This is a genomic window from Pseudomonas sp. R45(2017), from assembly GCF_002112305.1.
GTDB classification, from domain to species: Bacteria; Pseudomonadota; Gammaproteobacteria; order Pseudomonadales; family Pseudomonadaceae; genus Aquipseudomonas; species Aquipseudomonas paraglycinae.
On sequence record NZ_NEHH01000003.1, the window covers coordinates 76185 to 92500 of the forward strand.

At 59.2% G+C, this 16316-nt stretch carries 20 protein-coding genes and 4 tRNA genes; 15 read left to right on the plus strand and 9 right to left on the minus strand.

Annotation, left to right across the window (positions count from 1 at the left end; all coding sequences use genetic code 11):
• Nucleotides 1–43 precede the first annotated feature (43 nt).
• Nucleotides 44–1105, plus strand: coding sequence for an AI-2E family transporter (locus CAF74_RS07475; protein WP_085745902.1), 1062 nt, complete (start codon nucleotides 44–46; stop codon nucleotides 1103–1105).
• Here CAF74_RS07475 and CAF74_RS07480 read toward each other — a convergent pair.
• The 3 genes from CAF74_RS07480 to CAF74_RS07490 all read right to left on the minus strand — a co-directional run bounded on the left by CAF74_RS07480 (nucleotide 1102) and on the right by CAF74_RS07490 (nucleotide 2189).
• On the minus strand, nucleotides 1102–1284 hold the full coding sequence (locus tag CAF74_RS07480) for a hypothetical protein (RefSeq protein WP_085745903.1): 183 nt from the start codon (nucleotides 1282–1284) through the stop codon (nucleotides 1102–1104). The genes CAF74_RS07475 and CAF74_RS07480 overlap by 4 nt on opposite strands.
• Nucleotides 1285–1386: 102 nt before the next feature.
• Nucleotides 1387–1581 (minus strand): hypothetical protein, encoded by a 195-nt coding sequence (locus CAF74_RS07485; RefSeq protein ID WP_085745904.1) that lies wholly within the window; start codon nucleotides 1579–1581, stop codon nucleotides 1387–1389.
• A gap of 257 nt (nucleotides 1582–1838) precedes the next feature.
• Nucleotides 1839–2189 (minus strand): hypothetical protein, encoded by a 351-nt coding sequence (locus tag CAF74_RS07490; RefSeq protein WP_007951578.1) that lies wholly within the window; start codon nucleotides 2187–2189, stop codon nucleotides 1839–1841.
• 254 nt (nucleotides 2190–2443) lie between these two features.
• On the opposite strand from CAF74_RS07490, the gene CAF74_RS07495 reads away from it, so the two are divergent.
• Together CAF74_RS07495 and CAF74_RS07500 are read left to right on the plus strand one after the other, a co-directional pair.
• Nucleotides 2444–3262, plus strand: a complete 819-nt coding sequence (locus CAF74_RS07495; RefSeq protein ID WP_085745905.1) for a shikimate 5-dehydrogenase — start codon at nucleotides 2444–2446, stop codon at nucleotides 3260–3262.
• Nucleotides 3263–3359: 97 nt separating this feature from the next.
• Nucleotides 3360–3878, plus strand: a complete 519-nt coding sequence (locus tag CAF74_RS07500) for a cupin domain-containing protein (protein ID WP_085745906.1) — start codon at nucleotides 3360–3362, stop codon at nucleotides 3876–3878.
• A gap of 16 nt (nucleotides 3879–3894) precedes the next feature.
• Here the strand turns inward: CAF74_RS07500 and CAF74_RS07505 are convergent, their stop codons facing one another.
• Complete coding sequence (locus CAF74_RS07505; protein ID WP_085745907.1) at nucleotides 3895–4545, minus strand: YceH family protein; 651 nt, start codon at nucleotides 4543–4545, stop codon at nucleotides 3895–3897.
• Nucleotides 4546–4671: 126 nt separating this feature from the next.
• On the opposite strand from CAF74_RS07505, the gene CAF74_RS07510 reads away from it, so the two are divergent.
• Nucleotides 4672–5181, plus strand: coding sequence for a DUF1993 family protein (locus tag CAF74_RS07510; protein ID WP_007951572.1), 510 nt, complete (start codon nucleotides 4672–4674; stop codon nucleotides 5179–5181).
• Nucleotides 5182–5246: 65 nt separating this feature from the next.
• Here the strand turns inward: CAF74_RS07510 and sstT are convergent, their stop codons facing one another.
• The gene (gene sstT / locus CAF74_RS07515) at nucleotides 5247–6479 is read right to left on the minus strand and encodes a serine/threonine transporter SstT (protein WP_085745908.1); all 1233 of its coding nucleotides are present in this window, start codon (nucleotides 6477–6479) and stop codon (nucleotides 5247–5249) included.
• A gap of 335 nt (nucleotides 6480–6814) precedes the next feature.
• On the opposite strand from sstT, the gene CAF74_RS07520 reads away from it, so the two are divergent.
• Nucleotides 6815–7975: an MFS transporter gene (locus CAF74_RS07520; protein WP_007951570.1), complete on the plus strand. Its 1161-nt coding sequence runs from the start codon at nucleotides 6815–6817 to the stop codon at nucleotides 7973–7975.
• Here CAF74_RS07520 and nhaR read toward each other — a convergent pair.
• The gene (gene nhaR, locus CAF74_RS07525) at nucleotides 7972–8871 is read right to left on the minus strand and encodes a transcriptional activator NhaR (protein WP_007951569.1); all 900 of its coding nucleotides are present in this window, start codon (nucleotides 8869–8871) and stop codon (nucleotides 7972–7974) included. The genes CAF74_RS07520 and nhaR overlap by 4 nt on opposite strands.
• A 146-nt stretch (nucleotides 8872–9017) precedes the next feature.
• Here nhaR and CAF74_RS07530 point away from each other — a divergent pair, with 146 nt between their 5' ends.
• Both CAF74_RS07530 and CAF74_RS07535 read left to right on the plus strand, forming a co-directional pair.
• Nucleotides 9018–9257 carry a hypothetical protein gene (locus CAF74_RS07530; RefSeq protein ID WP_085745909.1) on the plus strand — a complete coding sequence of 80 codons (240 nt, stop codon included), beginning with the start codon at nucleotides 9018–9020 and terminating at the stop codon, nucleotides 9255–9257.
• A 29-nt stretch (nucleotides 9258–9286) separates the two neighbouring features.
• Nucleotides 9287–10036 carry a TerC family protein gene (locus tag CAF74_RS07535; RefSeq protein ID WP_085745910.1) on the plus strand — a complete coding sequence of 250 codons (750 nt, stop codon included), beginning with the start codon at nucleotides 9287–9289 and terminating at the stop codon, nucleotides 10034–10036.
• Nucleotides 10037–10111: 75 nt separating this feature from the next.
• Here the strand turns inward: CAF74_RS07535 and CAF74_RS29235 are convergent, their stop codons facing one another.
• Complete coding sequence (locus tag CAF74_RS29235; protein ID WP_166673431.1) at nucleotides 10112–10279, minus strand: hypothetical protein; 168 nt, start codon at nucleotides 10277–10279, stop codon at nucleotides 10112–10114.
• A gap of 231 nt (nucleotides 10280–10510) precedes the next feature.
• Here CAF74_RS29235 and CAF74_RS07540 point away from each other — a divergent pair, with 231 nt between their 5' ends.
• From CAF74_RS07540 to CAF74_RS07550, 3 genes are all read left to right on the plus strand, one after another.
• Nucleotides 10511–11182: a peptidase C39 family protein gene (locus CAF74_RS07540; RefSeq protein WP_085745911.1), complete on the plus strand. Its 672-nt coding sequence runs from the start codon at nucleotides 10511–10513 to the stop codon at nucleotides 11180–11182.
• A gap of 94 nt (nucleotides 11183–11276) precedes the next feature.
• Nucleotides 11277–11483, plus strand: coding sequence for a DUF6021 family protein (locus CAF74_RS07545; RefSeq protein ID WP_064380821.1), 207 nt, complete (start codon nucleotides 11277–11279; stop codon nucleotides 11481–11483).
• A gap of 12 nt (nucleotides 11484–11495) precedes the next feature.
• Complete coding sequence (locus CAF74_RS07550; protein WP_085745912.1) at nucleotides 11496–11702, plus strand: hypothetical protein; 207 nt, start codon at nucleotides 11496–11498, stop codon at nucleotides 11700–11702.
• A 52-nt stretch (nucleotides 11703–11754) separates the two neighbouring features.
• Here CAF74_RS07550 and pbpG read toward each other — a convergent pair whose 3' ends face one another.
• Together pbpG and folD are read right to left on the minus strand one after the other, a co-directional pair.
• Nucleotides 11755–12693: a D-alanyl-D-alanine endopeptidase gene (gene pbpG, locus CAF74_RS07555; RefSeq protein WP_007951562.1), complete on the minus strand. Its 939-nt coding sequence runs from the start codon at nucleotides 12691–12693 to the stop codon at nucleotides 11755–11757.
• Between the two features lie 229 nt (nucleotides 12694–12922).
• Nucleotides 12923–13777: a bifunctional methylenetetrahydrofolate dehydrogenase/methenyltetrahydrofolate cyclohydrolase FolD gene (gene folD / locus CAF74_RS07560; protein ID WP_085745913.1), complete on the minus strand. Its 855-nt coding sequence runs from the start codon at nucleotides 13775–13777 to the stop codon at nucleotides 12923–12925.
• A 274-nt stretch (nucleotides 13778–14051) separates the two neighbouring features.
• On the opposite strand from folD, the gene CAF74_RS07565 reads away from it, so the two are divergent.
• The 5 genes from CAF74_RS07565 to tig all read left to right on the plus strand — a co-directional run bounded on the left by CAF74_RS07565 (nucleotide 14052) and on the right by tig (nucleotide 16242).
• Nucleotides 14052–14128: transfer RNA gene (locus CAF74_RS07565), tRNA-Arg, on the plus strand.
• Nucleotides 14129–14160: 32 nt separating this feature from the next.
• A tRNA-His gene (locus CAF74_RS07570) sits at nucleotides 14161–14236 on the plus strand.
• Nucleotides 14237–14294: 58 nt separating this feature from the next.
• Nucleotides 14295–14379, plus strand: a tRNA-Leu gene (locus CAF74_RS07575).
• A gap of 76 nt (nucleotides 14380–14455) precedes the next feature.
• Nucleotides 14456–14531 (plus strand) — tRNA-His (locus tag CAF74_RS07580).
• Between the two features lie 400 nt (nucleotides 14532–14931).
• Complete coding sequence (gene tig, locus CAF74_RS07585; protein WP_085712472.1) at nucleotides 14932–16242, plus strand: trigger factor; 1311 nt, start codon at nucleotides 14932–14934, stop codon at nucleotides 16240–16242.
• The last annotated feature ends 74 nt before the right edge of the window (nucleotides 16243–16316 follow it).

The following is a 16316-nucleotide window of genomic DNA, read 5'->3' on the forward strand; positions in this document are numbered from 1 at the left end:
AACGGGACGGGCGCGGGTGGCGCCTGACTGACCTGGACCGGACATGAACCAAAAGAGTCTGCAATTCAAATCCCTCACCGTGCTGCTGTTTCTGGTGACGGTCGCTTTTATCTGGATCCTGCTGCCGTTCTACGGCGCGGTGTTCTGGGCGGTGATCCTCGGCATCCTGTTCGCACCGATGCAGCGCCAGTTGCAACTGAAATTCGGCTGGCAACGCAATCTCACATCGCTGTGTACTTTGAGCATCTGCCTGGTGATCGCGATCCTGCCGGTGATCGTCATCAGCGTGCTGCTGGTGCAGGAAGGGGCGACGCTTTACGACAATATCGAGAGCGGCAAGCTCGATATCGGCGCCTATCTGGCGCAGTTCAAGCACAGCCTGCCGCCGTACTTTCAACACTTGCTCGACCGCTTCGGCATGGGTGAACTCAATGCCTTGCGCGAGAAGATCGTCAAGGCTTCCATGCAGGGCAGTCAGGTGCTGGCAAGCCAGGCGTTCAGTTTCGGCCAGGGCACGTTCGAATTCGTGGTGAGTTTTTTCATCATGTTGTACCTGTTGTTTTTCTTCCTGCGCGACGGCGCCGAACTGGCGCGCAAGGTGCGCACGGCGATACCGCTCGAGGAGCATCACAAACGTCGTTTGCAGCTGAAATTCAATCGGGTGGTGCGCGCGACGGTGAAGGGCAATCTGCTGGTGGCGATCACGCAGGGTGCGCTGGGCGGGGCGATTTTCTGGTTTCTCGACATTCCCAGCTCATTGCTCTGGGCGGTGCTGATGGCGTTTCTGTCGTTGCTGCCGGCGGTGGGGGCGGGAATTGTCTGGGTACCGGTCGCGGCGTACTTTCTGCTCAGCGGGATGATCTGGCAGGGGGTGGTGCTGGGGTTGTTCGGGGTATTCGTGATCGGTCTGGTGGATAACCTGTTGCGCCCGATCCTGGTGGGCAAGGACACCCGGATGCCGGACTACATGATCCTGATCTCGACCCTGGGCGGATTGGCCGTCTTCGGGCTCAACGGCTTTGTGATCGGGCCGCTGATCGCGGCCCTGTTCATGTCGAGCTGGGCGCTGTTCATCGAGAGCAAACCGAAAGTGCAGCTGCCTTAGGCCTTGAACGGATCGTTGACCAGTTGCTGTGACAGTGCCTGGGCGGCCGGCAAGGACGTGAGCGGGCCGCTGACCGGCTCGCCGTCGCGAACCAGATACCAGCAGGCGAGCAAGCCCAGCTCTCTGAGCGATGCGGGAACGGCGCTGCCGATAACGGACATGATTTGAACCTGAGCCATGAGAAGTACCTCCATCAATCTATGGAGCTACCTTAGGGAATTGGCCTTTTCAGGAACAATCAACGCTTTCGATAGTGGTCATTGATGCCAGTGAGGACTGGCTCAATCCACCACTTGATCGAGCATGTGCACAATCTCGTGTTCGTTGATAAAACCCTTGCGCACCAGGTTTTCCGCCAGTAGCGAGAGAAACTTCGCCGTGCGGTGGCCTTCCAGGTGCTTGAGCTCGGTCAGGGCGTTGTAGACCTTGCTCGAGGTGCATAAACCGACGATGCGGTGTGGATTCTGTGTAGGCATTCAAGTCGTCCTTGTTGTTATCAACCTGTTGTATGCGGACGGATTCAGAGTGCGGTTCCGTCATGACAAATAGATGACCGTTTGTGTTTCGCCCCCGACGGTCGAGTCCATCATGCCGACTTTAACGGTTCAAACTGTCCCCACAGCGACCTTGGCGAGATTTTTTCAGACCTTGGCCGACGGACGGTTGGCTTTTCCGTGGGCATAATCTGCGAGCAATAAAAAGCCCCGCTCTCAAGCGGGGCTTTGTGTTTCGGTTACCAGCGCGGGCCACCGTAATAGTGTGGCCGGCCGTAATAACCGCGCGGCGGGCCGTAATAGACCGGGGCCGGTTGGACGTAGACCGGTTGCTGCACATAAACCGGGGCCGGCTGATAGTAGACCGGTGGCGGCGGTTGCTGCACGTAGACCGGTGCCGGTTGAGCGTAAACAGGCTGTTGGACGTACACCGGCCGATCCTGGTTGATGAGCGCCGAGCCGATGATGGCCGAGCCGACGATCGCACCAAATACCGCCGGGCCCTGCCAGCCACCGCCGTGGGCTTCTGCCTGACCCGTGATCGCGAATGCACCAATCAACAAGGCCACGATGGGGAGTTTACGAATCATGATAATTCCTCGGTTCTTCGACCCGGCGTCCGAACCTGCAACAGGCTCGGGATGGCGCGGGGATACTTCTAAGACAGCAACATTTTGAAAAACAGCACGGCCGCTAGGTAAATTTTGTGTAAGGTCTGTACCGGTTTGTTTACCGGATTTCCGGCATCGGCTGTGATGCCCGGAACAGACCGCCTTATGATCGTTCAGAACCCGATGGCCTGGCTAATCCCGTCCATCCGAAAGTGCATTCGAAGGAGCCTCCCATGCAGATGAACCCCAACAAAGACACCCAATTGTGCATGTCCCTGTCTGGGCGTCCCGGGAATTTCGGTCTGCGTTTTCATAACCATTTGTATGAACAACTGGGTCTGAATTTCTACTACAAGGCGTTCAGCAGCCAAGACCTTCCCGGTGCGGTCGGCGGGATCCGCGCGCTGGGGATTCGCGGTTGCGGGGTGTCGATGCCGTTCAAGGAAGCCTGCATTGCGCTGGTCGATGAACTGGATGCTTCGGCGGCGGCGATCCAGTCGATCAACACCATCGTCAACACCAACGGCCATCTCAAGGCCTACAACACCGATTACATCGCCATCGCTCAGTTGCTGGAAACCCACGCGGTGCCGAAGGGCTCGACCTTTGCCCTGCGTGGCAGCGGCGGCATGGCCAAGGCTGTGGCGAGTGCCTTGCGCGATGGCGGTTACAAAAACGGTTTGATCGTGGCCCGCAACGAGCGCGCCGGCCGTGCGCTGGCGGATTCACTCGGGTATCGCTGGCAGGCGGAACTGGGTGACGAGCGCCCGCAGATGTTGATCAACGTGACTCCGGTCGGGATGGATGGCGGTCCGGAAGCGGGTCAGCTTTCTTTTGAGGTGGATGTGATCAAGTCTGCCGACACCGTGTTCGATGTGGTGGCGATCCCCTCGGAAACCCCGCTGATCGTGCGCGGTCGTGCCGAAGGCAAAAAAGTGATCACCGGGCTGGAAGTGATCGCGATCCAGGCGCTTGAGCAGTTCGTGCTGTACACCGGCGTGCGGCCGACGGTCGAGCAGTTCGATGCGGCGGTGGCGTTTGCCCGTAGCTGATGGAGCCTGAGCAACGGCATATCCGCCCGGATTTGCCGTTGCCTATACTGCCGGATCAGCAAGTACAGACTTGCTCATCACAAAAGCCGAGGTTTGCATGCATCCGCCCATTCTCAACCTGAATGACGTCGAACTCGAACCGCTTCCCGAATCCTTGGCCCCTGAGGGCGAAGCCGCCGGACGTTATCAGCAACGGTTCGCCCGGGTCGGTCAGCAACTGGGCGCGCAGAAACTCGGTTACCGCTTGTATGCGTTGCCGCCGGGCATGCGCGGCAGTCCGTTTCACAGTCATCGGGTCAATGAGGAAATGTTTTACGTGGTGGCCGGGGAAGGGGAGGTGCGCCTCGGCGCCGAACGTTTCCCGATCCGCGCCGGTGACGTGATCGCCTGTCCGCCGGGCGGCCCGGAAGCCGCGCATCAGATCATCAATACCAGTGCTGCGGAGCTGCGCTATCTGGCGGTCAGCACCCAGCAGCAACCGGAAATCTGCGAGTACCCGGATTCGAACAAATACGCGGTGATGGACAACTTCAGCGTCGATGCCGAAGGCAATGCCTCGGGATTCGTCGCGGTGGCGCGGCAGGCGGACGGGGTGGATTACTGGGACGGCGAATAACGCCGCCCCGGTGCGCTTATTCTTCGAGGCGGGCCAGACGCTCTTCCAGTGCCGCAATCCGCGCCTCCAGCTCTTCGATGCGCTCCACTGACACGCCGCTGGCAGCCCCGCGATCACTCGGGTTCTGGCGCGCCGCGATAATCGCCTCGATGTCCGCCGGATCGCCCAGCGCGTGGGTGTAGCGATCTTCGCGCTGGCCGGCCTGACGCGGAATCAATACCGCCAGCTCCCGGGCGATCAGGCGTTCCAGCTGATGCACCACTTGTTCTGAATCTTCGAACTCATGCATGCGACCGCTGCGGGTCAGCAGTTCGTTGACGGTCTGCGGGCCGCGCAGGAACATCAATCCGGTCAGAATCAATTGCGCCGGCACCAGCTCCAGCGCCTTGTCGACCTTGTGCTCCCAGCGGTCGGCGCGACTGCCCATCACCAGTTTGGCGAAACCGCGGCTTTCGAGAGCGCGCAGGCTCTGGCCGACCTGGCCCTGGGTCAGGTTCATCACCGGTTCCCGGCTGGTTTTCTGGTTGCAGGCCAGCACCAGCGCGTTGAGGGTCAACGGGTAGGTTTCCGGGCTGGTGGCCTGTTTCTCGATCAACGAGCCCAGAATGCGGATTTCCGTGGCGTTGAGCCGTGGTTCGTCGGAGCGGGTTTCAAATTCGGTGGTCATCGCGCGTTCCCTCTGCAGTCGAAGGCGCCTAGCCTAATCCTTGCTGGATAAAAGACAAGCCGCGCCGCCCTGCGAGCATGGCTATAATCGCCCCCACGATTCAACCAGCCACCACGTGAGACTGCCATGACCATTTCCCTGTACGCCGCATCCGTCCCGGTTTTCCAACAAATGCTCAACGCCGTGAGCGATGTGCTGAAAAAGGCTGAAGCCCACGCCACCGAGAAAAACATCGACCCGAACGCCTTCCTGCAAGCGCGTCTGTACCCGGACATGTTCCCGCTGGTGCGTCAGGTGCAGATCGCCGTGGACTTCGCCAAAGGTGTGTCCTCGCGTCTGGCCGAAATCGAAATCCCGAAATATGACGACACCGAAACCACCTTCGCCGAGCTGCAAGCGCTGATCGCCAAGGTTCTGGCCTTCATCGGCGAGATCAAGCCAGAGCAGATCAATGGCAAGGAAGGCATCGAGATTGTAACTCGTCCGGGCACCCCGAAAGAGAAGCGCTTCAGTGGCCAGGCTTACCTGCTGAGCTACGGCCTGCCGCAGTTCTTCTTCCACGTCACCACCACCTACGCACTGCTGCGTCACAACGGTGTGGAAGTGGGCAAGCGCGATTACATGGGCGCGTTCTAAAACGCTGCGCAATAAAAAGCCCGCCAAGGTTTGCGCCTTGGCGGGCTTTTTGTTGCGTCGGTTTTTTATGCCGGGCGCTGGGTTTTCTGCTCTTCGCCCAGGCACGCGGCGGCGGTGAACAGCACGTCGGTGGAGGAGTTCAGCGCCGTCTCGGCCGAATCCTGCAGCACGCCGATGATGAAACCGACGGCCACCACCTGCATGGCGATTTCGCTCGGGATGCCGAACAGGCTGCACGCCAGCGGGATCAGCAGCAGCGAACCACCGGCCACGCCCGAGGCACCGCAGGCGCAGATCGCAGCGACGACGCTGAGCAGGATCGCGGTCGGGATGTCCACGGCGATACCCAAGGTGTGCACGGCGGCGAGGGTCAGCACGGTGATGGTGATCGCCGCACCCGCCATGTTGATGGTGGCGCCGAGCGGGATCGACACCGAGTAGGTGTCTTCATGCAGGCCCAAGCGCTTGCTCAGTTCCAGGTTGACCGGAATGTTCGCCGCCGAGCTGCGGGTGAAAAACGCAGTGATGCCGCTTTCACGCAGGCACTGGAGCGTCAGCGGGTACGGATTGCGACGCAGCTTCCAGAACACGATCAACGGGTTCATCACCAGCGCCACGAACAGCATGCAGCCCAGCAATACCGCCAGCAGGTGCGCGTAACCGATCAATGCACCAAATCCGGAGGTGGCCAGGGTCGATGCCACCAGGCCGAAAATACCCAGTGGCGCAAAACGGATCACGACCCGGACAATCACTGTAACGCCATTGGACAGATCGCCCAGCACTTCGCGTGTAGTGTCACCGGCGTGCCGGATCGCCACGCCCATGCCGATGGCCCAGGCCAGAATGCCGATGAAGTTGGCGTTCATCAGTGCGCTCACCGGATTGTCGACCACGCTCAGCAACAGGCTTTGCAGCACTTCACTGATGCCGCCCGGCGCACTTACCGCGATATTGTCGGTGGACAGCACCAGATGCGACGGGAACATCATGCTGGCAATCACCGCGACCACGGCAGCGGCGAAGGTGCCCAGCAGGTAAAGGAACAGGATCGGCCGGATGTGGGTTTCCTGGCCGTGCTTGTGGTTGGCGATCGAGGCCATGACCAGCACGAACACCAGGATAGGCGCCACGGCTTTCAGGGCCGAGACGAACACTTTGCCGATGAAGGCTGTGCCTTTGGCCGCTTCCGGCGCGAACAGCGCAAGGGCGATGCCGGCAATCAGGCCGATCAGGATCTGGGTGACCAGGCTAAGGCTTTTAAGACGTTGCAATAGAGAAGGGGATGAAGCGGTCATAACGGCATCTCTGTTTTTATAGGGTGCAAGGTTACGTGATCCGGGCGATTGATCGGGGGCAGGCCACGGACACAAACCGAAAGGACTGACGCGCCAGCCACACCGTTAAACGGGTGGTTGAACAGGGTGTACGTTTTGCAGGGCGCGGACTTTATCACAGCGTCGTCCGGATCCTTCAGACCTGTGACGATCTGCCACCGGATCCCTCTGCAACTTAGACAGGTTTGTGCAAGTCACTCGGGAAACACTCTGTTAAGATTGCGCATCCTTATTTTCAAGTTCTGCCAGCGGGCCTTCGGGTCAGCGCTGGTGTCGTCGTTTTGCTGGAGTTCCTCATGCTGTTGCCCATCCTTCTGTTGTCCGCCGCCGGGTTCACGGTGCTGACCACGGAGTTCGTCATCGTCGGCCTGTTGCCGGCGATTGCTCGCGACCTGGCCGTCACCATCCCGCAGGCCGGGCTGCTGGTGACTCTATTCGCTTTCACCGTGGCAATGTTCGGTCCTTTCTTGACCGCATATTTCGCCCGTTTCGAGCGCCGCAAACTGTTCATCACCATCCTGATCATGTTCGGTCTGGCCAATACCGTCGCGGCATTGGCGCCGAACATCTGGGTCATGGCGATTGCCCGACTGATCCCGGCGCTGGGGCTGCCGGTGTTCTGGGCGCTGGCCAGTGAAACGGCGGTGGACATCGTCGGCCCGGACTTCGCCGGTCGCGCGATCGCCAAGATCGGCTTCGGCATCGTCTGCGCCACCGTGTTCGGCATTCCGGTCGGCACGCTGATTTCCGATGCGTTCGGCTGGCGCAGTGCGTTCGCCATTCTGGCGGTGATCGCGTTCGCCAAGGCGCTGCTGCTGTTTGTCTATCTGCCGAAAACCAGTCTTCACCAGCATCAGGTCAGTTTCGCTTCGCAGTTCAAGATCCTGCGCAGCCCGCTGATGCTGGGCCATGTGCTGCTGTCGATCCTGGTGTTCAGCGGCATGTTCACCGCCTACACCTATCTGGCGGACATCCTCGAGCGTCTGGCCGGCTTCAATGGCACCGTGGTCGGCTGGTGCCTGATGGGCTTTGGCGCGGTCGGTCTGATCGGCAACTCGTTGGGTGGTCGTGCGGTGGATCGTCATCCGCTGATGGCCTCGGTGATGTTCTGCGCGTTCATGATCCCGGGGATGGTGGCGCTGGTGCCGAACATCAATTCGTCGCTGGGTCTGGCGGCGGCGATGGGCATCTGGGGCGTGACTCAGGCGGCGCTGTTTCTGGTCAGTCACGTGCGCTTGATGAAAGCCGCACCGGAAGCGCCGGCCTTCGCCGCGTCGCTGAACATTGCCGGGGCCAACCTCGGGATTGGTCTGGGCGCGATCATTGGCGGTCGAGTGATCGACAGCGCCGGCCTCGGCTTTGTGGGCTTCGCCGCTGCCGGGTTCATTCTGCTGTCGATTTTCCTCGCCATGGTGTTGATGGTGCTCAAGCCGCGCGACGTCTGCGCTCCGGCTTAAAACGCTGTAAACAGCTCGCGTCGGGCACCTTCGGTAATCGCTTTGATGCCGGGGTGCTTGACCTTGCGCTCCACCGAGATCGCGTAGAACGACTCGCTCACCGCGTCGGTCTGGCCGATCAACTCGACGCCGTACTGGCGCTTCACCTCATCGGCAATCACGCTCGGGCCAATGAAAATCCCGCTGCCGGATTGGCCGAACGCCTGCATCAAAGCGCTGTCATCGAACTCCCCGACAATCCTTGGCTGAATCTGCTGCTCGGCGAACCAGCGCTGCAAACGGCTGCGCACCACGGTTTCCGCGCCGGGGATCAACAGTGGTGCACCGTGCAGGCTGCGCGGGAAATCCTGTCCGTATTGCGCTGCCAGTTCGGCGGTGGCGAAGAAACTGATCCCGCATTCCCCGAGTTTCTGGCTGTAGCCCTTGATGTCCAGGTGCGAGGGCATCGGGCTGTCGGAGATCACCAGGTCCAGACGCTGGATCGCCAGATCCGCCAGCAGGCGTTCGAGTTTGTCTTCGCGGCAGGTGATGCGCAGTGGCTCGCTCAATTCCATGGTCGGCGCGATCAGGCGATAGACGATGGATTTGGGCACCACATCCGCCACGCCGACCCGGAACAGGATCTGCTGTTCATTGGGCTGGGCGCGCAGCATCAGCTCCAGTTCGCCGCCGAGCTGGAACATTTGCTCGGCGTAGGGCAGGGCCTGGCGCCCGGCCTCGGTGAGCTCCAGTTGCCGGCCGACCCGTTGAAACAACTCGATGCCATAGGTCTGTTCGAGCAGGGAAATCTGCCCGCTGATGGTCTGCGGCGTCAGGTTCAGTTGCTCGCAGGCGCGCACGATGCTGCCGGTCTTGGCCACCACCCAGAAGTAATGCAGTTGTCGGTAATTGAGCATGGGGTTCGGTCCGTCAAATACAGTTCGTATAAATCGAAGTATAGCCGCTAAAAATACGAATTTTCCTGAAGTGTTTGTCTCCCTAGAATGCCCAGCCATCGACGGCCGGTCTGTACGGCGCTGTCTGTTCTATCGAGGGAAGCATCATGAAACTAAAAACTACGGCGTTGTTGATCGCGTCTTTACTGGTACTGGCCGGTTGCGACCAGGCCGAAAAAAGCGCCCAGCAACTGATGGGGCAGGCGGCCGAAGCGGCCAAGCAAGCCATCGACGACACGCATAAAGTTGCCGAAGAGGCGCTTAGCGATGCCACCGGCAATCTGATCAGCAAGAAAGAACCGAAAGACGACGAAGAAAAATCCGAATCGTCCTCCCAGGAAATCTAAACCGTCTTACACAGAGTCAGGACTGACCCATGGAATATCTGTTAGAACTCGCCGCCAGCCCGACCGCCTGGATTGCCTTGGCCACACTGGTGGTGATGGAGATCGTGCTTGGCATCGATAACCTGATCTTTATCTCGATCCTGACCAACAAATTGCCCGAGCAGTACCGGCAGAAGGCCCGTCGTCTGGGGATCGGCATGGCGCTGATCATGCGTCTGGCACTGTTGAGCACCATCGCGTTCATCGTTCAGCTGACCGCGCCGGTCATCGAGATTCTCGGCCACGCGTTCTCCTGGAAGGACATGATCCTGATCGCCGGCGGCCTGTTCCTGTTGTGGAAAGCCACCACGGAAATCCATCACAGCATGGACCCGGCACCGGAAGATCCGAAGACCGCGACGTCGAAGGTGACTCTGGGCTTTGCCGCCGCCATCGGGCAGATCCTGATGCTGGACATGGTGTTCTCGATCGACAGCATCATTACCGCTGTCGGCATGACCGAACACTTGCCGATCATGGTGATTGCAGTTGTTGTCTCGGTATTGGTGATGCTGTTTGCGGCTGATCCGCTGGCCAAGTTCATCAACGACAACCCGACGGTGGTGATGCTGGCTCTGGGCTTCCTGATCATGATCGGCATGACGCTGATCGCCGAAGGCTTCGGCGCCCACGTACCAAAAGGTTATGTGTATGCCGCCATGGCGTTCTCGGCTGCGATTGAAGTGCTGAACATGATGTCGCGCCGCGCCAAACAGAAGAAACTGACAGCAGAGGCGTAACCGCTGGAAAACCAAAGGCCGCCTGAACTCGCGAGAGTCCAGGCGGCCTTTTTGTTTGTGTCGGTTACAGAAAAGTCAGTGCGCGGTGGCGTGACGGGCGTCGTGTTTCTCGAACTTCCTGGTCGGTGCAGGTTGTACCGGGTGGTGATGGCGGCGGGAAATCCGCAACACGCCCCACAGCATGGCGGCGGCAACGGCCAGCCAGCCGGCAATCAGCATTACGATGGTCATGGTCAGGCTCATCTGTGCCTCCTCTTTGCCCTGCGTCGGGCGCTCGCTCTTTGGCTCTTGTCTGAAAGACAGTCTAGTCGCTGGCGTGTTTCAAGCTATTGACCAAAGGTCGGTGGTGACCAATCAGTTCGCTCTATGCAGCCGATGCATCTGCCGCTTTGGGCTATACCGCAGCGTGGCGCCGTCCTATGATCCTCGACCAAGCCGGAACACGATGACCGGTAACTGATCAAGAGAGTGATGATGGTGCAGCTATTTTCCCGGATCCGCGCGGCGCTGCTGGTGGCCGGTTGCGTGACAGCATTGGTGGGGTGTGCGGGCAGTGTGGCGCCAGAGGTCAAGCGCCTGCCGGAGCGGGTCGAGCTCAGTGGCACCTTCTATCGCGGTGAGGCCTATCAAAGCGGGCCGCAAGTGCTGGCCAGTCTGCTGTCGCAGCAGGGCATCGTGATCACGCCGGGTCTGCTGGAAAAGCCGCTGCATTTGCCGGGCGCCGAGGACAAGCTGCAACAGAATCTGCAGAACCTTGCCCGTGAATACGGCATGGTCGTGTATCCGCTGGACAGCAATCTGCCGGCGCTGCTGACTCAGGTGGCGGCCGGGTATCCGGTGATGGTGCGTTTCAGCGAGGGTTCGGCGTTTTGGGCGGAGCCGCGCTACGCGATCCTCTCCGGCTACGATCGCTTGAAGCAGAAGGTGCTGCTGCGCGCCGGGATGAATCGCCGTGAATTGATGAGCTTCAGCTCGTTCGAGGCGGCCCTCGAAAAATCTGGTGGCTGGGCGGTGTTGATCCAGAAGCCGACGCAGGTTCCGGCGGCGGTCGATCAACAGCGCTGGCTCAAGGCCGCCGATGCACTGGCGCAAGCCGGGCAGGAGCGGGAAGCGGCGCAGGCGAGAAAGGCGCTGGCACAGCACTGAGGTTCCGTTCGTCGCTTGTCGGGCACCCTGGCGGGGGATGCGCTTCTGAACTGTAGCGTCCCGTGTTTTACGGGCCTGGTATCAGGAGATGAACATGGCAATCCCCAATTCACCCAGCGGGCCACATTCTTCCGAGCATGGCAGTGGCGACGACCTGGGTTTCGATCCGGACTCGCCTGACCTGGACGATCCGCAAGTCGATCCCATTGGCCCGGCGAAGGCGCCGAAGGATGTGCAACCGGGCGATGATCCCAAGCGTCCGGCCAAGCCTTACGATCCCTTGGCTGATCTCAAGCCTTGAAGCGAGGTGCGTATGAGTACCGATTCGAGTTTCGACGACCACAAACCTGACAGTGTGCCCACCACCCCTGAGCCGGAAGTTGATCCGGTGCTGGATCCGGACAGCCCCATGCGCGATCCGCTGGCGCGTCCGGCGGTGGTCACGCCAGAGCATTCCCGCGACTCGAGTGCCGGTGACGGCATTCCCGATGACGACAAGATGCCGTTGCCCAACGACTGACTGCATAAATGAAAAAGCCCCGATGATTCGGGGCTTTTTCATGGGTGACGGATTACTTGGAGGCTTCGATCACTCCGCTCTGGCGACTCTTGAGGTTTTTGTCGGCCTTGTATTGCTGAGCCACGGCCGGGACGTTGGCACTCTTGCCGGTTTCCACCCAGCTGCGGATGCGGCTGGCATCGGCGAAGTGGGTGTATTTGCCGAACGCGTCGAGAATCACCAGGGCTACCGGACGGTTGGCCATGCGGGTCACCAGCACCAGGCAGTGACCGGCCGGGTTGGTGAAGCCGGTTTTGGTGATGCGGATATCCCAGTCAGCCTTGTTGACCAGGTGATCTGTGTTACGGAAACCCAGGGTGTAATTGGGTTTGCGGAACGAGACGGTCTTTTCCTTGGTGGTGGTCAGCTCGATGAGCAGCGGCTGTTTGTGCGCAGCCACCAGCAACTTGCTCAGGTCGCGAGCGGTGGAAACGTTGCGCTCGGACAGGCCGGTGGGTTCCACAAAGTGGGTGCTGGTCATGCCCAGCGCCTTGGCCTTGGCATTCATCGCTGCGATGAACGCCGCGTAACCGCCCGGGTAGTGGTGAGCCAGGCTGGCGGCAGCGCGGTTTTCCGAGGACATCAGGGCAATCAGCAGCATCTCTCGGCGGGGCAGTTCGCTTCGCAGTTTGACGCGGGAAAACACGCCTTTCATTTCCGGTGTGCGGCTGATGTCGACGTCAATCCATTCGTCCATGTTCTGGTGCGCTTCGACCACTACCAAACCGGTCATCAATTTGCTCACGGAAGCGATGGGCACCACCACGTCCGGGTTGCTGGAATAAATGACTTTGTTGGTCTGCAGATCCATCAGCAGGGCGCTGCCGGAGGCAATCTTCAATTGCGAAGCGTCTCGAGGGGCAGCGGTAGTTTCGGCGGCGTTGACCGTTGGCGTGAGGAGCGTGCCTGAAAATGCAAAAACCAGGCTCAGGATGGACAGACGAATATTCACGCGGGCGAACTCATGAAGGTTGGAAATGCCGTATTTTGTAACGGCCTGTGTCGTAAAAACGACGCATTTTAGGAGTATGGCTGAAGAACTGTCGATGGTTGTTTGAAGGGCATGAAAAAGTCGTGAAAAGCCCTGTAAAAATAGGGGTTTCCGGCGAACGGTAAAGGTTTTTTCGAGGGCATGAAAAACCCCGCACAAGGCGGGGTTCTCGGAGTGCGGAAAACGCGACTCAGGCGTGCAGGGATTCTGCCGCGTAGAGGGTGTTTTCCAGCAGGCAGGCGCGTGTCATCGGACCGACGCCGCCCGGGACCGGAGTGATCCAGCCAGCGCGGGGCAGGGCGGTTTCATACACGACGTCACCGACCAGTTTGCCGTCGTCCTGACGGTTGATGCCGACGTCGATCACGATCGCGCCTTCCTTGATCCACTCGCCCTTGACCAGGCCCGGCTTGCCGGCGGCCACGACCACCAGATCGGCGCGGCCGACGTGGCCGGCCAGATCCTTGGTGAAGCGGTGGGTGACGGTCACGGTGCAACCGGCCAGCAGCAGTTCCATCGCCATCGGGCGACCGACGATGTTGGAAGCGCCGACAACGACTGCGTCCATCCCGTACAGATCGGCACCGGTGCTTTCCAGCAGGGTCATGATGCCCTTCGGGGTGCACGGGCGCAGCAGCGGAATGCGCTGGGCCAGACGGCCGACGTTATAAGGATGGAAACCGTCGACGTCCTTGTCCGGGCGGATGCGCTCCAGCAGTTTGGAGGCGTCCAGGTGCTCCGGCAGGGGAAGTTGAAGCAGAACGCCGTCGATTGCCGGGTCGTCGTTCAGTCGATCGATCAGATCGGTCAGCGCTTCTTGAGTGGTTTCGGAAGGCAGGTCGTAGGCTTGAGAGAGGAAGCCGACCTCTTCACAGTCTTTACGCTTGTGCGAGACATAAACCTGAGAGGCAGGATCGCTGCCGACCAGGATCACCGCGAGGCCGGGAGTACGCAAGCCTTGCTCGCGACGTTCGGCTACCCGTTGGGCGATCTGCTGGCGCAGGCTGGCGGCGATTGATTTGCCGTCGATTAGTTGTGCAGTCATTGCGCGTGATTAACCATCGAGAGGGGAAAAAAAGAGAACGCATTCTCGCATGTCAAACGGTGAGGGCAAAGGCGCTTGGTCAGCAAATTCCCCTAAGCCCTTTAATTAAATGAATTTTTTTCAAAAAGGATTTGACGACCTTCAGGTCGCTCTATACTATTCGTCGCACTTGTCGGGCACAGCCTAGCACTGGTTAAGAAGGTCGAACGAAATCAAGGTTTCGAACGACTGGAAAGCACTTAGTTTGTAGTCCTCCAAGGGTACAGCTAACAAGGCGCCCGTAGCTCAGCTGGATAGAGCATCCGCCTTCTAAGCGGATGGTCGCAGGTTCGAGTCCTGCCGGGTGCGCCATTAGGCAGCATTGGCACAAGTAACGCGATATGGTGGGCGTAGCTCAGTTGGTAGAGCACGGGATTGTGACTCCCGTTGTCGTGGGTTCGATCCCCATCGTCCACCCCATATTTCGAAAGGCGCCAGATGTAACAGTCTGGCGCCTTTGCTTTAAAAAGCTTCATCCGCGGATGTGGTGGAATTGGTAGACACACTGGATTTAGGTTCCAGCGCCGCGAGGCGTAAGAGTTCGAGTCTCTTCATCCGCACCAATCAAAGCTTCATTCATGCCGTTGGCCGGGTGAAGTTCTACAAAGAAGTTGTTTGGCTTCTTTGGCACGCAATATGGTGGGCGTAGCTCAGTTGGTAGAGCACGGGATTGTGACTCCCGTTGTCGTGGGTTCGATCCCCATCGTCCACCCCATATTCCGAAAGGCGCCAGATTTAACAGTCTGGCGCCTTTTTTGTTTTACGGTTTCGGATTTTGGCGGCTGCAGGTTTCGGGTCGCAGGGCAGGGTGCTTCGTCGTATCAATGTTGCTCGATGATGCTGCACTGCCCGTCGGCCTTGCTTGCGAGGTCGGCTGTCAGGGAGATGATTCAACCGCCTCTATATATAGAAGAGGTTGGCGCAGAGCCCTGGCTTGAATTGGCTGTATTTGCTAACAGGGCGAGGCGCAACCGTTTGTCCCCGCCTTCAAATGGCCTGCTGTTTTTTTACCCGTTTTCAGTAGGGTGACTTCTTGAGTTTGACCTACTAGAATGCTTGCCCTTGATTCTTGGGTCGGAAACGGCCGGCTAACGTCTGTGCAACGAGGAATATCCATGCAAGTTTCTGTTGAAAATACTACTGCTCTTGAGCGCCGCATGAGCATCACCGTGCCGGCTGAGCGCATCGAGACTCAGGTCAACAAGCGTCTGCAGCAGACTGCCCAAAAGGCCAAGATTGCTGGCTTCCGTCCAGGCAAAGTGCCAATGAGCGAAATCAAGCGCCGTTTCGGTGCTGATGCGCGCCAGGAAGCGATCGGCGACGTGATCCAGTCCTCCTTCTACGAAGCTGTGGTTGAGCAGAAGCTGAACCCGGCCGGTTCGCCGTCGATCGAGCCTAAGTCGCTCGAAGCTGGCAAGGACCTGGAATACGTAGCCGTATTCGAAGTGTTCCCTGAGTTCACCGTTGCCGGCTTCGAAGGCATCACCGTCGAGCGTCTGAGCGCTGAAGTGGCCGACGCCGATCTGGACAAGATGCTGGACATCCTGCGCAAGCAGAACACCCGTTTCGAAGTGGCCGATCGCGCTGCCCAGAACGAAGACCAGCTGAACATCGATTTCGTTGGCAAGGTTGACGGCGAAGTATTCGCTGGCGGTTCCGCCAAGGGCACTCAGCTGGTGCTGGGTTCCGGCCGCATGATCCCAGGCTTCGAAGAAGGCCTGGTCGGCGCTAAAGCCGGCGAAGAGCGCGTTCTGAACCTGACCTTCCCAGAGGACTATCAGAACCTGGACCTGGCCGGCAAAACCGCCGAGTTCACCGTGACTGTAAACACCGTTTCCGAGCCAAAACTGCCTGAGCTGAACGAAGAGTTCTTCGCTCAATTCGGCATCAAGGAAAGCGGCATCGACGGTTTCCGCACCGAAGTTCGCAAGAACATGGAGCGGGAACTGCGTCAGGCGATCAAATCCAAGGTCAAGAATCAGGTAATGGACGGTCTGCTGGCCACCAACCCGATCGAAGTGCCTAAGGCTCTGCTGTCCAACGAAGTTGACCGTCTGCGCGTGCAGGCTGTTCAGCAGTTCGGCGGCAACATCAAGCCTGACCAACTGCCGGCCGAGCTGTTCGAAGAACAAGCCAAGCGTCGCGTTGTACTGGGTCTGATCGTTGCTGAAGTGGTCAAGCAGTTCGACCTGAAGCCAGACGAAGCCCGCGTTCGCGAAATGATTCAGGAAATGGCTTCGGCTTACCAAGAGCCTGAGCAGGTCGTGTCCTGGTACTACAAGAACGAGCAGCAACTGAACGAAGTCCGTTCGGTTGTGCTGGAAGAACAAGTTGTGGATACTGTTCTGCAGAAAGCTAGCGTGACCGACAAATCGGTCTCTTACGAAGAAGCGGTCAAGCCGGTAGAAGCTCCAAAAGCCGACTGATTGTTTTTGCGTTAGAAGCACACACCATAAGCCAGCCTTCGAGCTGGCTTATGCGTATTCAAGACATGACTATT